20 protein-coding genes are annotated in these 16,602 nt (G+C 39.4%); 5 read left to right on the top strand and 15 right to left on the bottom strand.

The window, feature by feature from the left end:
- The first annotated feature begins 77 nt into the window (after positions 1–77).
- The gene (locus AABJ44_RS02705) at positions 78–668 is read left to right on the top strand and encodes a glucosaminidase domain-containing protein (protein ID WP_422100131.1); all 591 of its coding nucleotides are present in this window, start codon (positions 78–80) and stop codon (positions 666–668) included.
- On the opposite strand, the gene pyrH is transcribed toward AABJ44_RS02705, so the two are convergent.
- From pyrH to cysS, 5 genes are read right to left on the bottom strand one after another with little or no spacing between them, the layout of a single operon-like run.
- Positions 665–1,366: a UMP kinase gene (gene pyrH, locus AABJ44_RS02700; RefSeq protein WP_338370332.1), complete on the bottom strand. Its 702-nt coding sequence runs from the start codon at positions 1,364–1,366 to the stop codon at positions 665–667. The genes AABJ44_RS02705 and pyrH overlap by 4 nt on opposite strands.
- Before the next feature lie 13 nt (positions 1,367–1,379).
- Positions 1,380–3,089, bottom strand: coding sequence for a transglutaminase domain-containing protein (locus tag AABJ44_RS02695; protein ID WP_338370331.1), 1,710 nt, complete (start codon positions 3,087–3,089; stop codon positions 1,380–1,382).
- On the bottom strand, positions 3,089–3,793 hold the full coding sequence (locus tag AABJ44_RS02690; RefSeq protein WP_074641203.1) for an anti-sigma factor family protein: 705 nt from the start codon (positions 3,791–3,793) through the stop codon (positions 3,089–3,091). Before AABJ44_RS02690 ends, AABJ44_RS02695 begins: the two co-directional genes overlap by 1 nt.
- Entirely contained in the window at positions 3,774–4,343 is a 570-nt protein-coding gene (locus AABJ44_RS02685) for an RNA polymerase sigma factor (RefSeq protein WP_074641205.1), read from the bottom strand. The genes AABJ44_RS02690 and AABJ44_RS02685 overlap by 20 nt, the downstream gene beginning before the upstream one ends.
- Positions 4,344–4,379: 36 nt before the next feature.
- A complete protein-coding gene (cysS, locus tag AABJ44_RS02680; protein ID WP_338370330.1) occupies positions 4,380–5,927 on the bottom strand; it encodes a cysteine--tRNA ligase in 1,548 nt (515 codons plus the stop codon).
- Positions 5,928–6,189: 262 nt separating this feature from the next.
- Between cysS and murB the strand changes: the two genes are divergently transcribed.
- From murB to AABJ44_RS02660, 4 genes are all read left to right on the top strand, one after another.
- Positions 6,190–7,158 carry a UDP-N-acetylmuramate dehydrogenase gene (gene murB, locus AABJ44_RS02675; RefSeq protein WP_338370329.1) on the top strand — a complete coding sequence of 323 codons (969 nt, stop codon included), beginning with the start codon at positions 6,190–6,192 and terminating at the stop codon, positions 7,156–7,158.
- 82 nt (positions 7,159–7,240) lie between these two features.
- Positions 7,241–8,422 (top strand): Crp/Fnr family transcriptional regulator, encoded by a 1,182-nt coding sequence (locus AABJ44_RS02670; RefSeq protein WP_338370328.1) that lies wholly within the window; start codon positions 7,241–7,243, stop codon positions 8,420–8,422.
- Between the two features lie 30 nt (positions 8,423–8,452).
- The gene (locus AABJ44_RS02665; RefSeq protein WP_338370327.1) at positions 8,453–9,001 is read left to right on the top strand and encodes a hypothetical protein; all 549 of its coding nucleotides are present in this window, start codon (positions 8,453–8,455) and stop codon (positions 8,999–9,001) included.
- A 21-nt stretch (positions 9,002–9,022) separates the two neighbouring features.
- Entirely contained in the window at positions 9,023–9,463 is a 441-nt protein-coding gene (locus AABJ44_RS02660; RefSeq protein ID WP_338370326.1) for a DUF192 domain-containing protein, read from the top strand.
- A gap of 48 nt (positions 9,464–9,511) precedes the next feature.
- On the opposite strand, the gene AABJ44_RS02655 is transcribed toward AABJ44_RS02660, so the two are convergent.
- The 10 genes from AABJ44_RS02655 to secY form a co-directional block, all read right to left on the bottom strand.
- Entirely contained in the window at positions 9,512–10,666 is a 1,155-nt protein-coding gene (locus AABJ44_RS02655) for a tetratricopeptide repeat protein (RefSeq protein ID WP_338370325.1), read from the bottom strand.
- Between the two features lie 31 nt (positions 10,667–10,697).
- On the bottom strand, positions 10,698–11,639 hold the full coding sequence (locus tag AABJ44_RS02650) for a PilZ domain-containing protein (RefSeq protein ID WP_074641942.1): 942 nt from the start codon (positions 11,637–11,639) through the stop codon (positions 10,698–10,700).
- A 119-nt stretch (positions 11,640–11,758) separates the two neighbouring features.
- Entirely contained in the window at positions 11,759–12,013 is a 255-nt protein-coding gene (locus AABJ44_RS02645; protein ID WP_338370324.1) for a hypothetical protein, read from the bottom strand.
- 19 nt (positions 12,014–12,032) lie between these two features.
- Positions 12,033–12,545 carry a 50S ribosomal protein L17 gene (gene rplQ, locus AABJ44_RS02640; RefSeq protein ID WP_022931776.1) on the bottom strand — a complete coding sequence of 171 codons (513 nt, stop codon included), beginning with the start codon at positions 12,543–12,545 and terminating at the stop codon, positions 12,033–12,035.
- Entirely contained in the window at positions 12,535–13,593 is a 1,059-nt protein-coding gene (locus AABJ44_RS02635) for a DNA-directed RNA polymerase subunit alpha (RefSeq protein ID WP_074641222.1), read from the bottom strand. Before AABJ44_RS02635 ends, rplQ begins: the two co-directional genes overlap by 11 nt.
- 15 nt (positions 13,594–13,608) lie before the next feature.
- The gene (gene rpsD / locus AABJ44_RS02630) at positions 13,609–14,208 is read right to left on the bottom strand and encodes a 30S ribosomal protein S4 (protein ID WP_074641223.1); all 600 of its coding nucleotides are present in this window, start codon (positions 14,206–14,208) and stop codon (positions 13,609–13,611) included.
- A 19-nt stretch (positions 14,209–14,227) separates the two neighbouring features.
- Positions 14,228–14,608 carry a 30S ribosomal protein S11 gene (gene rpsK / locus AABJ44_RS02625; protein WP_022931779.1) on the bottom strand — a complete coding sequence of 127 codons (381 nt, stop codon included), beginning with the start codon at positions 14,606–14,608 and terminating at the stop codon, positions 14,228–14,230.
- A 15-nt stretch (positions 14,609–14,623) separates the two neighbouring features.
- Entirely contained in the window at positions 14,624–14,992 is a 369-nt protein-coding gene (gene rpsM / locus AABJ44_RS02620; protein ID WP_074641225.1) for a 30S ribosomal protein S13, read from the bottom strand.
- A 17-nt stretch (positions 14,993–15,009) separates the two neighbouring features.
- Positions 15,010–15,123: a 50S ribosomal protein L36 gene (gene rpmJ / locus AABJ44_RS02615; RefSeq protein WP_074641226.1), complete on the bottom strand. Its 114-nt coding sequence runs from the start codon at positions 15,121–15,123 to the stop codon at positions 15,010–15,012.
- A 134-nt stretch (positions 15,124–15,257) separates the two neighbouring features.
- Positions 15,258–16,592, bottom strand: coding sequence for a preprotein translocase subunit SecY (secY, locus tag AABJ44_RS02610; RefSeq protein WP_074641228.1), 1,335 nt, complete (start codon positions 16,590–16,592; stop codon positions 15,258–15,260).
- Between the last annotated feature and the right edge of the window lie 10 nt (positions 16,593–16,602).

Raw genomic sequence — 16,602 nt, 5'->3', positions numbered from 1 at the left:
GCCAAAAAAGGAAAAGATTTTGAAAAAAAGTGTCAGAAATTCAGATTTTTTTCTGTTTTTCCGAAAATCAGAATATGATGAGAAAATTTATTTTTGCTGCCACTCTTGCTGCAGCTCTTTTTACATTAAATTCCTGTGCTTCTTTACCAAAAGCCAGAAAACACATTGAACTTTCTAAGAATATTATGGATATCGGCCGCTTAAATGCAGATCAACTGGCAAACTATTTTATGAGCCGCAATGCAGAAGCTGACCGCGAACACATAAAAAACTTTGCTCAATATTATATAGATGAAGCTGCCGTAGAAGGAGTGAACTCAGACGTAGCCTTTGCACAGATGTGCCTTGAAACCGGCTATCTTCGTTTTGGAGGTCTTGTTCAGCCTGAGTTCCACAATTACTGCGGACTTGGCGCAATGGATGCAGAACATCCCGGCGAACAATTCCCAGACGAGCAGACAGGCGTCCGCGCCCATATTCAGCACCTTCAGGCTTATGGCACAACAGAAGAAGTAATGCTCGTTAACGAACTTGTGGACCCGAGATATAACTGGGTCCACAAGACAAAGTACGTTGAAAATATTTACGGTCTGGCCGGTACCTGGGCCACTGACCCGTTATATGGACAGAAATTAGAAACTGTCCTTACAAACATGGGCTATTATTAAGCACCGATAGTAGTTCCAAAATATTCCTTATCTTCCAGAATAGCCTGGATGTTAGGAATATTCTTTCCACCTGCACAGATTACTTTCATACCAAGTTCGCTGGCTTTTTTTGATGCAATAGGATCAAAAGGACAGTTCTTTCCAGGTGTCCATTCATCTCCTACCATCTTGCGGAAGTCTGCCCATGAAATTGTATCAAGAGGTTTTGCTTCAGGATTCTTGCGTGGGTCATCTGTATAAACCTTTTCAATATTAGAAAGATTTACGATAGTCTTAGCATCAAATTTTTCACCAAGATAAACTGCATCTGTATCAGTAGAGAATCCTGGTTTCCAGCCTGCAGCAACAAGTACCTGGCCATCAAACTTCAGATTTTCTTCAGTTGGATTGTAAACAACATCGTTTTTACTGTAATCACCAAAACATGCCTTCAAAAGCTGAGCATTCAAACGTGTAGCCATAATACCAATCCAGTCTGCTGCATTTGCATCAAAAGCGTCCCCAGTCTTTTCACAAACTTCCTTTAATCCATTCTGATATACACGTGCAGGTGCTCCACCGCCAGCAACCAGAATCAATCTGTTCTGTTTGTCTGAATCAAGCCATTTCTTACACATTGTAACAAACTCGCTCAAAAAAGCGCTGTCCGGCTTATCCGGAGCAATAATTGAACCACCAACACTCAAAATCTTTGTCATACTAAACCTCCAGTTAATAAACTCCCTTTACTACCGGAACACTCCAGTAGCTGCTGTATTTTGCTGTATCTTTATTTGCTTCTTCCCAGATAGACTGCAGGGCAAAACTTCTTGGCTGCTGAACAATCTTACTGTCTGCACTAAACGGCTTAAGCTGACTCCATCCTCTTGAGAAAAGAATATGATGCGAGTCCATATTTCCAAAATAGTAAGCTCTTTCATCTACAACATCACTGTCTGTCCAGCGCTTATATTCAAGCCCTGCACCGAGAGCAGGATCCGCAGGAACCCAGCCTACTCTATCAATATAGAATTCACACCACCAGTGAGCCTGACTCTGCAAATCCTGATTGACTAATACACCGCCATCTGTATAAGCCGGAATCTCAGCAGCTCTCAACAAAGCAGTATAAATAACTGCAAAATCATAAGCATCACCGCTTCCTTTTTTAATCAAATCAAGCGGATTCGAATCTCCGTTACGAACCTTTGCTTCAATCATACAGTTATCGCAAAGATATTCATAAATCCGTTTTGCTTTATTCCAGGCATTTTTTTCTTTTCCAATAATCTTATCACAAAGCTCTTTTACAGCCTTATCAGAACTTGGAACAAGAGCATCAGACTTAAGTGCTCCACTCAAAAGATTTTTTTCAGTGTTCTTATAATTTCCAATTTTAACAGGATTTACATTAGTTCTTACTTCAAAAACAGGAAGAACGAAAGTCTGCTTAAAAACACTCTTTGGAGTATTATTTCGGCTCTTTGTAATCTGATGAATCAAATTATTCTGATAATTTAATAAAATCGGCTCCGGAACGACCTCAGTAATCTCAATATTAGGCTGAGCAGGACAATTAAAAGGAATCGGACAGCGAAGAGTAATTGTAGAAACATCATCTGTCACAACATCAGCAATATCAGCAGTATACTGAACCAGATATATCTTCTTATTAAGATATTCCTTACGACCCGCATCAGTATTGATAGTAATTTCCTTAGGATCAGACTGTTCACGGCCTGTATCTACAATTACAACACCACTGTAAGCACCATCCGGTACCCTAACACTGATTTCTGTATTCGACCAGGATACATAATCAAAATCATCTTCGCTTGCAGGAATCATATTCTCAGTAAGCATAACCATGTTCTTATAGTCAGCCTCACTGATTTTATTATTGCAGTCCATAGTAAAAAGCACTTTAGACTGATTTTTTGAATCACCAAAATTATTTCCGTAAATCACAAGAAGCTCACCCGTACTAACCTTGTCCGAAGAAAGCATAGTGATTAACGGCTTTGTAACCTGCTGCACAGCAGGAACCGGAACAGGAATATCAACCTCATTTGCAAAAAGAGCAGGTTTTGAACGAAGTTCCTTAGTTCCAACAACAAGAAGACCATCCTGTACATTTGCAGGAAGTACGAATTTAATACAATTATCTGTCCACGAAATATAAGAACTGGCAGTAAGTTTTGAACCCGCTATTTCTACATAGCTCATATCACGCACAGCACCAAAATTCGAACCGTTAATGATAACAAGGTCACCGGGAGAACCAACAGGTGGAACAACAGAAGTAATTTCAGGAACAGGTTTATTCCTGAAACCAATGAGATAAATAGAACCGAGAATTATACTTATGATAAAAACAACAGAAAGTACCCGGAGTGCCGGATACTTCCTCAATGAATAACTAAACTTTCCAGAAGAATCCACTAATGTCTGCCTGATACAAGATCCATAGGAACGTTGATTTCAGTTGTTACCGGGAAATCACCCATGCCAGGAACTGTAATCTTTATAGAAATTGCTTCGTCCTGAAAATCTGGTCTCAATACATCGACATCGTTTACATTTCTTGTAAATACCGGATTGTTTTTATTTTTTGAAGACAAAACAACATCCTGAATATTACCAGAAACGACAACGCTTCTTCCACTATCAAACGGAACATTATTGTCCGAAGTTCGTGCTCCTGTAGACACTGCTGTAATAGGAACAGTAGAACCAGAACTTACAGACTGAAAAAGGCGTGTTTTTTCGACAGCAGAAACTTCAGTAGAAGCTTGCTTTGATTTTAACCCAAGAGGGAGCACTAATGCAAGAACCGCAGCAGCAGCAATACCAGAAGCGACATAAGTTATTACTCTGAATGAAGATTTACGAGGAGCCTTCAATACATTGCGATTATAAGCCATTTTTATCTGAAGTCTCTGGAAACTTTCGTCCATGAACTTCTCATCCAGATTCAAAGCAGAAGAATCAGCTTTAAACAAATTACTAACAGCCTTAAGCTGCTCTAACTCTTTACGGCACTTTTCACAATTAGCTATATGAAGCTCATACTCAGCCTTGTAGTTTTCAGGCAACTCACCGTCGAGGTATACAGAATGAATATCTTTACTCGGGCAAAAAGACATTATCTTCTCCTATAATTTTTACAAGCTGTTCCCTTGCTCTGAAAATTCTTACCTTTACATTACCTTCAGTAATTCCAAGGATTCTTCCAATTTCCTTATAGTTCAGGTCTGCATATTCCCGAAGCATAAGAACATCCTGCAGGTTTTCCGGTAATTTTTTCAGAGCTTCCCTTGCCTTACTTATGGACTCAGCCTTAAGCAAGTCAACTTCCCCAGTCTCTGTTTTTCTATGATCCTCATAAAGGACCTTTTCGTAAGCCTTACGCTCACGTTCTTTACGTTTTATATAATTTATGGATGCATTCTTTACAACCCGAATAAGCCAGTACTTAGCATCATTTATTGTAGGAAATGTCAGATTCTTTTCATTAGCTTTAATGAGAGAATCGTGAGCCAAATCCTCTGCAGCCTCTTCATCGTTTACAATTCTATATGAAACCTTAAAGAGCATCTGCATAGTTGCATCATAAATTTTCTTAAAATCAACCGGATTTCCGGCGCATAACGCTTCGTTACTCTCCTGTTGATTTCCAGTTATATTATTAAACACAATACTATCCCAAAAGTTACAAAAAATTAACAGGAATTACCCGCGCTTCCATGTCGGACCATTCGGTGTATCAATTATAATAACACCTCGAGCAGTCAACTGGTTACGGATTTCATCAGCCTTTGCAAAATCTTTTGCTTTTTTTGCAGCAGTACGTTCTGCAACAAGTGCATCAATTTCAGCTGCTTCAGGATCTCCCGCATGAGAATCTGCAGCAGAAGCAGCTGGTGAAGTAGCAGCAAGAGCTTCAAAACCACCCTTAATAACATCAAGACTCAATACAGAATCCATCTTCATAAGAGCAGCAAGAGAAGTACTAGCCTTTATATTTCCCTTACCGGCAGCTTCTTTCTGAAGAGCAGCCATAGCAACAGGTGTAGCAAGGTCGTTTTCAAGACCTTCGCGGAATTTAGCAAGATTATCAGTTTCGCAGTCTATACCTGCAAGAACAGATGCAAAGTTCTCTGCAGTCAATCCGAGACCTTCTTCTGAATTAGCACGAGAAATCAACTTAGCAACACGTGAATAAAGTGCCGCACGGCCGTTCTTAGCAGACTCAAGAGCTTCAAGACTGAATACGAGCTGCTTTCTGTAGTGACCGCTCAAAAGGAAGAAACGGTAATCAAGCGGAGCATAGCCCTTGTCTTTAAGAGAGAAACCACGCTCTGGAGGTAAAGAAGTCTGAAGGGTAATAAAATTACCGCTGCTCTTACTCATCTTACCGCCCTCAAGAATAAGGAACTCATTGTGCATCCAGTAGTTTACCCAAGGTCCCTTAGCGCGCTCAGCCTCATCAAAAGAACCTTCCGACTGAGCAATTTCATTAGTATGGTGAACAGGCACGTGATCAATACCGCCTGTATGAATATCAAAATGCTTACCAAGATATTTCATACTCATAGCAGAACACTCGATATGCCATCCAGGATATCCGCGTCCCCAAGGAGAATCCCAGGTCATAGCTTGATCTTCAAACTTAGACTTAGTAAACCAGAGTACAAAGTCTCCAGGGTTGCGCTTGTTTTCATCAATAACAACAACCTTACGTTTACCAGCCCCTGCCTTAAGCTCATCAAGATTCAAATTAGCAAGCTTACCATAATCTGGATAAGTAGAAATATCATAATAAAGATTTCCACCAGCCATATAAGTGTGACCATTAGCTTCAATCTTTTTAATCAGCTCAATCATGTCATCAATGTGTTCAGTTGCACGGCAGATAACATCAGGATGACGGATATTCATAGCATCCATATCCTTCATAAAAGCATCAGTATAAAAATTAGCAACCTCAAGAACACTCTGATGTCTCTCAGCCGCAGACTTCTTCATTTTATCTTCACCGTTATCGCCGTCATCAGAAAGGTGACCTACATCAGTAATATTCATAACATGCTTAATATCATAACCAAGCAGAGACAGAGTCTTATCAAGAATATCAAGAAAAACATAAGCACGCAGATTACCAATATGCGCATAGTTGTAAACAGTCGGGCCACAACCGTAAAAACCAACGTGACCCTCCACAATCGGCTTAAACTCTTCCATCTTGCGTCCCATAGTATTGTATAATCTCAGTGCCATAGTTTACCTCGTATTTAGAATTTAAAGGGGAAAACCTTCCCCCGCTCTTATCGGAAATCCGTTAAAAAACGGGCTACGGCAGCGGGCCGTTTTAGGATTATCCGTCAAAATGCGCACAGACGAGCTATGCTCGGCTGCCTTTGAAAATTTTCACATTTATTGATAATTATACTATTTTCCGACCTCTTAAACAACACATCCGATTTTTAAACACCGCTCATCCATACTTCCACACAGCTCGTTTTCCTACTATAATAGAAGTATGATAGATTTCCTTGCTTCAATGCTTAAGGTTGCAAAAATACCTTACACAGAAAATGAACCACTTGCACCAAAATCAACCTTCAAAGTAGGTGGAACCGCAAGGCTTTTTATCACACCACAAACTCCAGAACAGCTTGAAGCCGCAATAAGTGCCGCCCGTTCCGCAGAACTCCCCTATTTTGTAACAGGCGGAGCCAGTAATGTCGTTTACCCGGATGGATTATATAATGGCGCAATTATTTCCACTCAGTCAATCAAAGAAATCTTTTATGACCCGGATGAAACTACACCTGATGGCTCAGTTCTCGTAACCTGCCAGTGCGGTGTTCCAATGGCAGCCTTTGTAGATTTCTGTACAAAAAAGAATCTTACCAGGGCAGAACAGTTTGCAGGTCTTCCAGGTACAGTTGGCGGCGCCGTTTATATGAATGCACGCTGTTTTGACCGTTCAATAAGTGATCTTCTATATTCAACTTCACATATCGAATACACAGACGAAAAAGCAAAAATAACTGAACTGCCTTTTAATGCCGCAGACTGGGATTATAAAAAAACTCCATTTCAGGCACATACAGCAGAAGATGGCTCACAAACTAACCAGCGCTATATCACACAGGCAACCTTCCGTCTCACACCTGCCGGCGCATCAGCCCACGACCGCATAGTCGCAGACTGCAAAAAATACATCGCTGAACGCGTAGACAAAGGCCACTTCAAATATCCAAGCGCCGGCAGCGTATTCAAAAACAACCACGCCTTCGGAGCACCAAGCGGTAAACTCATAGACGACTGCGGACTCAAAGGCCTCACAGCCGGCGGAGCCCAGATAGCACCTTTCCATGGCAATTTCATCATAAACACAGGTAATGCAACAGCCGACAATATAAGAACACTGGTAAAGTCAGCCCAAAAAGCAGTAAAAGACAAATTCGGTTTCGATCTTGAACCAGAAATCATTTTTGTTTAGTTTAATTGGCCGAATCTTCAATTGACAAATAAAAATTCTAAATTTATACTTATATATTGAATAATCTTAGGAGAGTAGACTCTTGCTGCAGTTACAAATTGTTAGTTTCAGAAAAGGTTCATATCTTGTCGTAGAAGGCAAAGAAAACACCGACCATTTTTACATAATCCAGAAAGGTAACGTACAATGCATGAAATCATCAGGATCAGGCCTTGCACCAACAATGTACGGACCTGGAGACTTCGTTGGTGTAGTTCCTTGTATGTCAGATCACCTTCAGATTGAAACTGCAATTGCCACAACAGATGTAATGGCTATTTCTGTACGCAAAGACCAGTATCCTGAACTTATTTCTCAGAACACACCTGTTGCCCTTAAAATAATCAAAACTTTTGCAAACCGCATGCGTGTTATGAACGAAATGCTTACAAAAGCTACCCTTCATTCAGTAGTTCAGGACACCTACGAACAGATTTTCAAAGTAGGTAATTTTTACGAGAAAAATGCACTTCCAGATGTAGCTGTTTACGCATACTATCAGTATCTTAAAACAAAACCTCAGGGACCAAATGCAGACCTCGCAAAACAGAAGTTTGTAGCACTCAAACCAAAAACACATGCAGTTTATTTTGAACCAACAACAGAACCTACACGTCAATATCCAAAAGATACAATGATTTTCTCAGAAGCACAGACAGGTTCAGATATGTTTATCATCCAGAGAGGTGAAGTTTCAATTACCAAGGTTGTAAACGGAAACGAAGTAACTCTTGCTGTACTTAAAAAAGGCGACATGTTTGGAGAAATGGCTCTTATCGAAAACAAGCCACGTTCTGCAAACGCACTCGCACACAGCGACTGTACACTTATGGTAATCAACCGTTCAAACTTCAATCAGATGGTAGCAACACAGCCACAGCTGATAGCAAAACTTACAACTACACTTGCAGACCGATTATGGTCTATGTACCGCCAGCTTGATAACGCAACTCTTACAGAGCCTCTCGCAAAAATGCTTGATATGCTTTCACTTCAGCTCGAAAAACAGCGTGTTAAAATCGGCTTCTCAAAACTTTCAATGCAGACAGAGTTTACACCAAAAGACCTCGCAAATATGTGTGGTCTTGCAAGTGAATATCAGGCAAAGGCTATTTACGACTTTGAACAGTATGACCAGATTCGTATAGAAAACGGCAAAATCTTCATAAAAGACGCACAGGAACTTATGAAAGCCGCTGCCTTCTATCGCAAACAAAATAAATAATCTAAACCAATTATCTTCCGATAATTAAGTATGATTTTATTCAAGAAAAAAAGCCTTAGTCTCATTCTTTTTTCTGCTTTTTCATTATTTTTATATGCAGAAAGTCTTCCGCATGGATACAAAGACATCATGTTGGGAATGAGTCTAGAAGAAACTAAAGAAAACTTAGTAAAAGATCCAGATTTCGGATACCACGGAGATCGTGACGTTTCACTCATCCCTCATTCAAGCAAAACTCTTATTGAAACAGATGCACAACGAGGTTTCGGTTCAAATTTCCTTACCCGCTGCTGGTTTCAGTTCTCATTCGATGAACTTTATATTATTACAATCAATATAAATCCGGAAAAAATAGACTATTACAGCATTTTTACAAAACTCACAAAAAAATACGGTGAACCAACAAGTTTTAGCCCTCAGGCAGCCACCTGGACAGATGGTGAAGTCACTATGAGTCTTGAAAAACCACTTACACTTAAATATATTGATAATAAGATTTTTGAACAGACACAAAACTATTCAAACATCCAGGCATCTCCAACAGAAATAACTCAGGAAATGTTCCTGGACGAACTCTGATTAAAAAAAGGATAAACATAAATGAAAAAAACAGCACTTCTTATAGCCGTATTACTACTTCTTACACCATTCATTTCCTGCAAACCACAGAAACTTCCTGTAAAAGATGTAAAAATAATCCGCCAGGACGGAACAGAATTCACAGTAGCAGCAGAAATTGCAATAAAACCGGAAGACAGAAATCACGGATTTATGGAACGTAAAACCATTCCAGACGGAACAGGAATGCTGTTTATATTTGAAAGAGACCAGCTTTTATCCTTCTGGATGAAAAATACCCCTCATCCGCTTTCAATCGCTTACATAGATTCAAAAGGTAAAATCAGAAATATTTTTGATATGAATCCATACAGCACAGATTCAATTATCAGCACAGTTTCTGTTCGCTATGCTCTTGAAGTTCCACAAGGCTGGTACAAAAAAAACGGCATCACCGAAGGTGATACCGTTATTCTACCGTAAACATCTGCAGCACGTCATTGCGAGGAGCGCAGCGACGTGGCAATCTATTTACTCAGCTTCCTGCTCCAGCTTCATCAACTCAGCTGCCGCAATTCTATCTTTAGGATCAAATTCAAGAACAGCCGTAAAGTAATTACGTGCTTCCTGTTTATTTCCCATTGCAAGCGCAAGATATCCAAGATTTGAAATAATCTTTGTGCTTTCAGGTTCAAGTGAAAGAGCCTTCATAAGACACTTCTTTGCTTCTACAAAATCTTTTTCTTCAATATAACAGAGTGAAAGCTCATTATAAGTATCAGCATTTGTATCACCGCCATATTTAAGAGCTTCCTGGAAAGCCTGTTTAGCATCAGCATAACGTTCAAGGCGTCTAAGTCCCCAGCCAAGCATGAACCAGCCGTTCCAGACCTTTGGATTACTCTGCAAAAAGTCTCTAATCTGCTCAAGACCTTTTTCTTCCTGACCACTTGAAATCAAATCATATGCAGCCTTAAAGTTCTCATCATCCATATTCTGATTATTGATATTGTTGATGATTTCCTGAGCACGTTCTTTTTTATAAACTCCGTTTTCACCCATTTCTTCATCACTTGTTTCACAGGTGAGCGCAAGATAAGTTTCAAAAGCATCCTTTGCCTCACGGAATTTATGCTGTTTCATATAATAAAAACCAACATTAAAGTAAACATCCGGAAGAGGAGGCTCAGCATTCATAGCCTGTTCGTAATAAGAATATGCATCTGCGTCATAAGCATCGGCATCTTCAAAAAGACCAGAGTTTCTGTAAGAATCAGCACGCTGATCAAGGAACAGAGCCATATTAAGAATTATTGCAACATCTTCAGGATCAAAACCAATTAAAGCACGGAAGATTTCTTCTGCAAGATCAAAATCTTCATTCTTTGTTTTAAGAATAGCAGCTTCGCAAAGCTCTTTCTTAAGATTAGGCTTAATCTTTTTAAGAAGCGAACGATAATAGTCCAGCTGAGTATTCTTTGAATCATAAGCAAGAATTGTAAGCATACCTGCAAGAATCTGCTCAGGTTCAATTTCCTTTGGATTAAAGTCATCTTCTGACTGACCAGGCTTTTTCTGTACTGGTAAAGGAATAGTCGGGTCAATCTCAAAAGAATTGCATGACGAAAGGTCAAGCTTTGGAATGTTTACAAAATAAATCGATTCCAATGGGTTTGAAGGATTCATAATAATACCACTTAAAAAATGAATTTAGTTTTTACTGTTTTCCAGCCTTTTCCAGAGCAGCTTTCTGTGCAGCGATTTCTGCAGCCCTCTGCTCTGCGGCTTCCTTCTTAGCAGCAGCCTCAGCCTCTGCTTTTTCAGCAGCTTCTTTGTTGTTAATCTGATTCTGGATCAGCTGCTTCTGATAAGAAGTAATATAACTATTGATATGGAATTTATAAGTCATAGGAATTTCATCAGGAATAAATTCAATATGAACAATTGAAATATCCTTACGACCTGGCAAAAAGTCAGATTGCTTAATAATTCCCTGAAGAGAAATCTTTTCATTTGTATCAATAAAAAACAAACGAAGATCTACATTTTTGTTCTCCAGGAATTTTGGAATTCCAACAAGCATTGCTTTTGCACCGCCGAAAGAAATATCCTTTAAGATACATTTTCTAGGAACACCAGCAATAAAGATATATGACTCTTCCTTTGGAATATTTAAAAGTCTGAGTGAGTTCTCATTGATTGCAATACGCTCTTCTTTACGATTCTGGAAATTTTCATTAACTTCAATGAACTCTCCGATACGAAGAATTAAATCATCCGGCGGACGCTGTGTAAAATTAAGAGTAAGCATTGCCAGTTCATTAGAATCCTGGAATGGTTTAATATCAATTACGTTACAATTTACAGAGAACTGAATTGGTTCATTATTCTGATCGAAAAAGCAATAGCGGATACTTATAGGTGCAGTTCTGTTTTTCTGTACTGTTGAATAAATTCCACTTGCTGTACCAATTATTACTTTAGCCTGCTGCAAAGATGAAGAATTTATGATACAAGGCCACTGTCCACCGTTACTCTTTAAATATATTTGACGAGGGTCAATGCGAAGAGACTTAAGATTTGCCTTCGTAAAAACAATTTCCTTATCACGATAATAATCATAATATCTGGAAATGTGATGACTAGTTGCTACGCTCATTACCTTATAATTATATTTCAACTTTCGGTTTCTTTCAAGGTAAACCCTTAAGAATATTTCCCGAAAAAAAAACCGTCATCCGATATTGATGACGGTTTATAAAGTCTGTAAAACAGAACTTACTCAGCAGCAGCTGGAGTTTCTTCTGCAGGAGCCTCTGTAGCAGCTGCTTCAGCTGCAGGCTTAGCCTTTCTTGCTTCTACGCGAGCTTCATTCTTAAGCTTAGCGTTGCAGAACTTACATACTTTTACAGTCTGACCATTAATTTCCTTTTCCCAAAGAACTTTGATGTCTGTCTTTCCACAGATAGCACAAGTTCCTTTTCCGTGTGCAGGTAATGATCTAATTCCAGATCCACGATGGTTCTTTGACATATCAAACTCCTATTTAAGCTTAGTTAGCAGGAGCTTCTTCTTTCTTTTCAGAAGCTTTCTTTGTAGTTTTCTTTGGCTTAGCCTCAGAACTTGCATCTTTTGCCTTTGCTGCAGGCTTCTTAGCCTTAGGCTCAGCCTTCTTTGCAGGTTTTTCTTCAGACTTTTCAGCATCAAGCTTATAGTCAACCAGCTCAAGAATTACAACGTCTGCAGCATCGCCCTGACGATATCCAAGCTTAAGAACACGTGTATAACCACCGTTTCTTTCCTTCATGCGAGGACCAATCTCTGTGAAAAGCTTGTTCAAGATTTTTTCATCCTGAATAAACTTTGCAGCTTCACGACGATTGTGTACAGTATCTTCCTTAGCTCTAGTAATGAGCTTTTCAGCTGACTTTCTTACTTCAAGAGCCTTAGATTTAGTTGTAGTAATACGCTCATATCTGAAGAGCGAAGTTACCATATTGCGTGACATAGCACGGCGGTGTGCTGTTGTACGTGAAAGCGGATTAAAACCATTTCTATGATTCATCGTTTTCTTCCTTCTGCTTAATTATATTGGCAGCATTCTTCAGATGACTGTAATCTGTCATACCAAGTGTAAGGTTCCATTCCTGGAGCTTTTCCTTGATTTCCTGCAGACTCTTCTTTCCAAAGTTTCTAGTCTTTGCAATGTCATCTTCAGTCTTCTTAGTTAATTCGCCGATTGTACGAATATTTGCATTCTTTAAACAATTTGATGAACGTACTGAAAGCTCAAGTTCCTCAACTGGAGTGTCGAGAATCTTCTTGATTGTCTCATCGCCCTCGTCACCTTCATCACCACCAGAAATTTCACTGTCGTTGAAGTTGATAAAGATAGCAAAATGATCTTTAGCAATCTTTGCAGCCTCACCCAATGCATTTACAGGTGAAATTGTTCCATCAGTCCAAATCTCAAGAACAAGCTTATCGTAGTCATTACGCTGACCAACACGACAAGGCTCAATAGAATATTTTACTTTTGGAACAGGAGTGAAAATGGCATCCATAGGAATTGTACCAACAACCTCTATGTAATGTTCATTCGTTTCTGCAGGTACGTATCCTCTACCAAGGTCAACCTGAATTTCAATATCAAGCTGAGCGCCTTCCATCATGGTAAAGATAACCTGATCTTTAGTCATAACTTCGAGCTGACCTTCCTTAGCAAAATTATCACTCTTTACTACACCAGGGCCTTTGAATTCATACTGAATAGTGTCTGATTCAACGTCCTCTGGCAAGCACAAACGTATCATCTTAAGACTGTTGATAATCTCAAGTGTATCTTCAGCTACATTTGGAATTGCTTCAAATTCACTGGAAATTACATGAGAAATACCACTCTCGTCATAAGATGTAATACGGATAGAGGTAATTGCATAACCTTGGATAGATGACAACAATACTCTTCTTAAAGTGTTTCCAACTGTTGTACCAAAACCTGTTTCAAACGGGTAGGCATAGAACTTCTGATAATTCGGATTGGTACTGTCAATCGGTTCAAATGAAATACCTTTAGGTTTTTTGAAACCTTTAAGCAAGTTTTTGCGAGCCATCTAAACTCCTCTTTATTATTTAGAATAATATTCAACAATAAGGTTCTCTTTAACTGCGTAGTCAATATCTGAACGTGCAGCCAAGCTTACAACCTTTCCAGTAAATTTTTCAGCATCTACTTCGAGCCAACCAGGAACTACTTTATTATCGCTGTTAGCGAGAACAATAGTCTTGATTCCAGCAGAAGTTCTGCTTTCTTCTTTGATAGAAATCTCATCGCCTACTTTTACGAGGTAAGAAGGAATATCAACCTTCTTTCCGTTTACAGTAATGTGACCGTGATTTACCATCTGTCTTGCCTGCTGACGTGTCTTAGCAAATCCCATTCTATAGATAACATTATCAAGACGAGATTCAAGGATCTGCAGCAAAACTTCACCAGTTACGCCAGTCTTTTTTGTAGCCATTACATAGTACTTGCGGAACTGCTTCTCGAGAACACCATAGATGAAGCGGAGCTTCTGCTTTTCTGTAAGCTGAAGACCGTATTCAGACTTCTTAGCGCGTCTAACTTCTTTCTGATTTCTCTTTGATTCCTTTGTATAACCCATTACAACTGGGTTGATACCCAAGGCTTTACATCTCTTTAAGAGAGGCTGTGTGCTTTTACCCATAACGTATTCTCCTTAAGATTTACATGCGTCGAGTCTTACGAGGACGACAGCCATTGTGAGGAATTGGAGTAACATCAGAAATAGACTTTACTCTCAAGCCCATAGCACCAATAGAACGGATAGCGTTTTCACGACCCATTCCTGGTCCCTTTACATATACGTGTACTTCACGTAATCCGTAACTTGCAGCCTTCTGCAAAGCTGTTTCAGCAACAGACTGTGCAGCAAAAGGAGTAGACTTCTTTGCTCCACGGAATCCGAGTCCGCCTGAAGATGCCCATGAAAGAGCATTTCCCTTCATGTCTGTTACAGTTACGATAGTATTATTGAACGTAGCCTGGATATAAACGTTTCCTTCGTATACGCTCTTTTTTTCCTTTCGTTTCTTAACGGTAGCCATTATCTATCCTCCGCCTTATGCTTTCTTCTTGTTAGCAACAGTCTTCTTCTTACCCTTACGAGTACGTGCATTTGTACGAGTTCTCTGACCGCGTACTGGAAGACCTCTCTTGTGACGAAGACCACGATAGCAACCAATATCCATCAAACGCTTAAGGTTAAGACCGATTTCTGAACGGAGACGTCCTTCAGTCTTGTATTCAGCGTCCATGATTTCACGAATTCTTGCCAATTCATCCTGTGTAAGATCGTTAGCCATTTTTGTTGGTTCAATCTTAGCTTTTTCGCAAATTTCTTTTGCAGATGAACGGCCGATACCATAAATATAAGTTAAAGCAACAACTGTGTGCTTATTAGGGATATCAACTCCCGCAATTCGAGCCATCTGTTTCTCCTTAAGCCTTAGCCCTGTCTCTGCTTATGTTTTGGGTTTGAACAAATGATACGGATAATACCATTTCTCTTAATTACCTTACACTTATCACAGATAGGTTTTACACTGGTTCGTACTTTCATATAAAAGCCCCCATGAGAATATTTTTTACCGAATTTTAGGCACCTCGCAATGAGAGCAATTCGGTAAAAGATAATATATCACATATTCCCAGTTCTTTTCTACTGTTAATTCACGAATTTTCTAAAATTTCTTTCTAGAGATTTCGTGATCTGATTTTGCCCTTCTTTGTAAGTCCTTCATGATGATGCATTTTAAGGAGAGCCTCAACCTGACTCATTGTATCAAGATCAACACCAATCAAAATGATGAGTGAAGTTCCGCCCATAAGCTGTGCAACTGACTGTGGGAATCCGAACCAGCTCTGAATGAGGGTTGGGATAATAGCAATCAATGCAAGGAACAATGAACCTGGTAATATAAGTCTGTTCAATATCTTTGTAAGGTACTCTTCTGTCTTATCTGTACGCACACCCGGAATGGAGCCGCCGTTTTCACGGATGTTCTTTGCAATTTCTGTAGGGTTCAGTGTTACCTGAGTGTAGAAGTAAGCAAAGAAGATAATAAGAATAACCAATACTATATTGTACCACATTCCATTAGGAGTAAGAACTCTTGCGATAGAACTAATCCATCTTGCAGAATTTTCTCCCTTTGCGACTGACTGAACAAACATCAGTGGCATTGTAAGGATTGAGTTTGCAAAAATCAAAGGAATAACGTTTGAAGGGTTAACTTTGAAAGGAATGTATGTGCTCTGTCCGCCATACATTTTTCTTCCTACTACACGTTTTGCATAGTGTACAGGAATCTTTCTCTGACCTGACTCTTCATAAATTACCAATCCGATAATTGCAATGAACATGATGATTACAAGGATAACAAATACAAGCTGAATTTCGCCAGCCTTTACTTTCTGAGCAAGCTCAACAATAGCATTAGGCAAGCGGGCAACAATACCTGCAAAAATCATCATTGAAATACCATTTCCAATACCGCGAGCTGTAATCTGATCGCCTAACCAAACAGTAACCATAGATCCGGTTGTTACTGTTACGAGGAAGAGGGCCTTGAAGGCCATCTTATTCTCGAGAACAATACAACCAGGGATACTGTTTGCATAAACTGACATACCCCAAGCCTGGATAACACAAACAATGATTGTTCCAATACGTGTGTACTGAGCAATCTTTCTCTGGCCACCATCTTCCTGAGATATGCGTTTAAGGAACGGGAAAATAATCACAGCAAGCTGCATAATAATCTGCATTGAGATATAAGGCATTACACCAAGCATCAAAATAGAGAAGTTAGAAAAAGCTCCTCCTACGAAGAAGTCCATGTAACTGGCGAATGCGTTCTTATTCTGCGCAGCTAAATCGTCAAAGTATTTAATAAGAACATTTGCATCAATTCCTGGCACTGTAATTACAGATCCTAAACGGAAAACTGCGAGAATCAGGAATGTAAAGAACAAACGGTCTCTAATTTCTTTAACTTTAAACATATTAACAATTGGATTGCTTGCCATGTTCTACTCC

It is taken from the genome of Treponema bryantii, from assembly GCF_036492245.1.
Taxonomy (GTDB): Bacteria; Spirochaetota; Spirochaetia; order Treponematales; family Treponemataceae; genus Treponema_D; species Treponema_D bryantii_C.
This window is presented reverse-complemented; position numbering and strand designations above follow the sequence as displayed.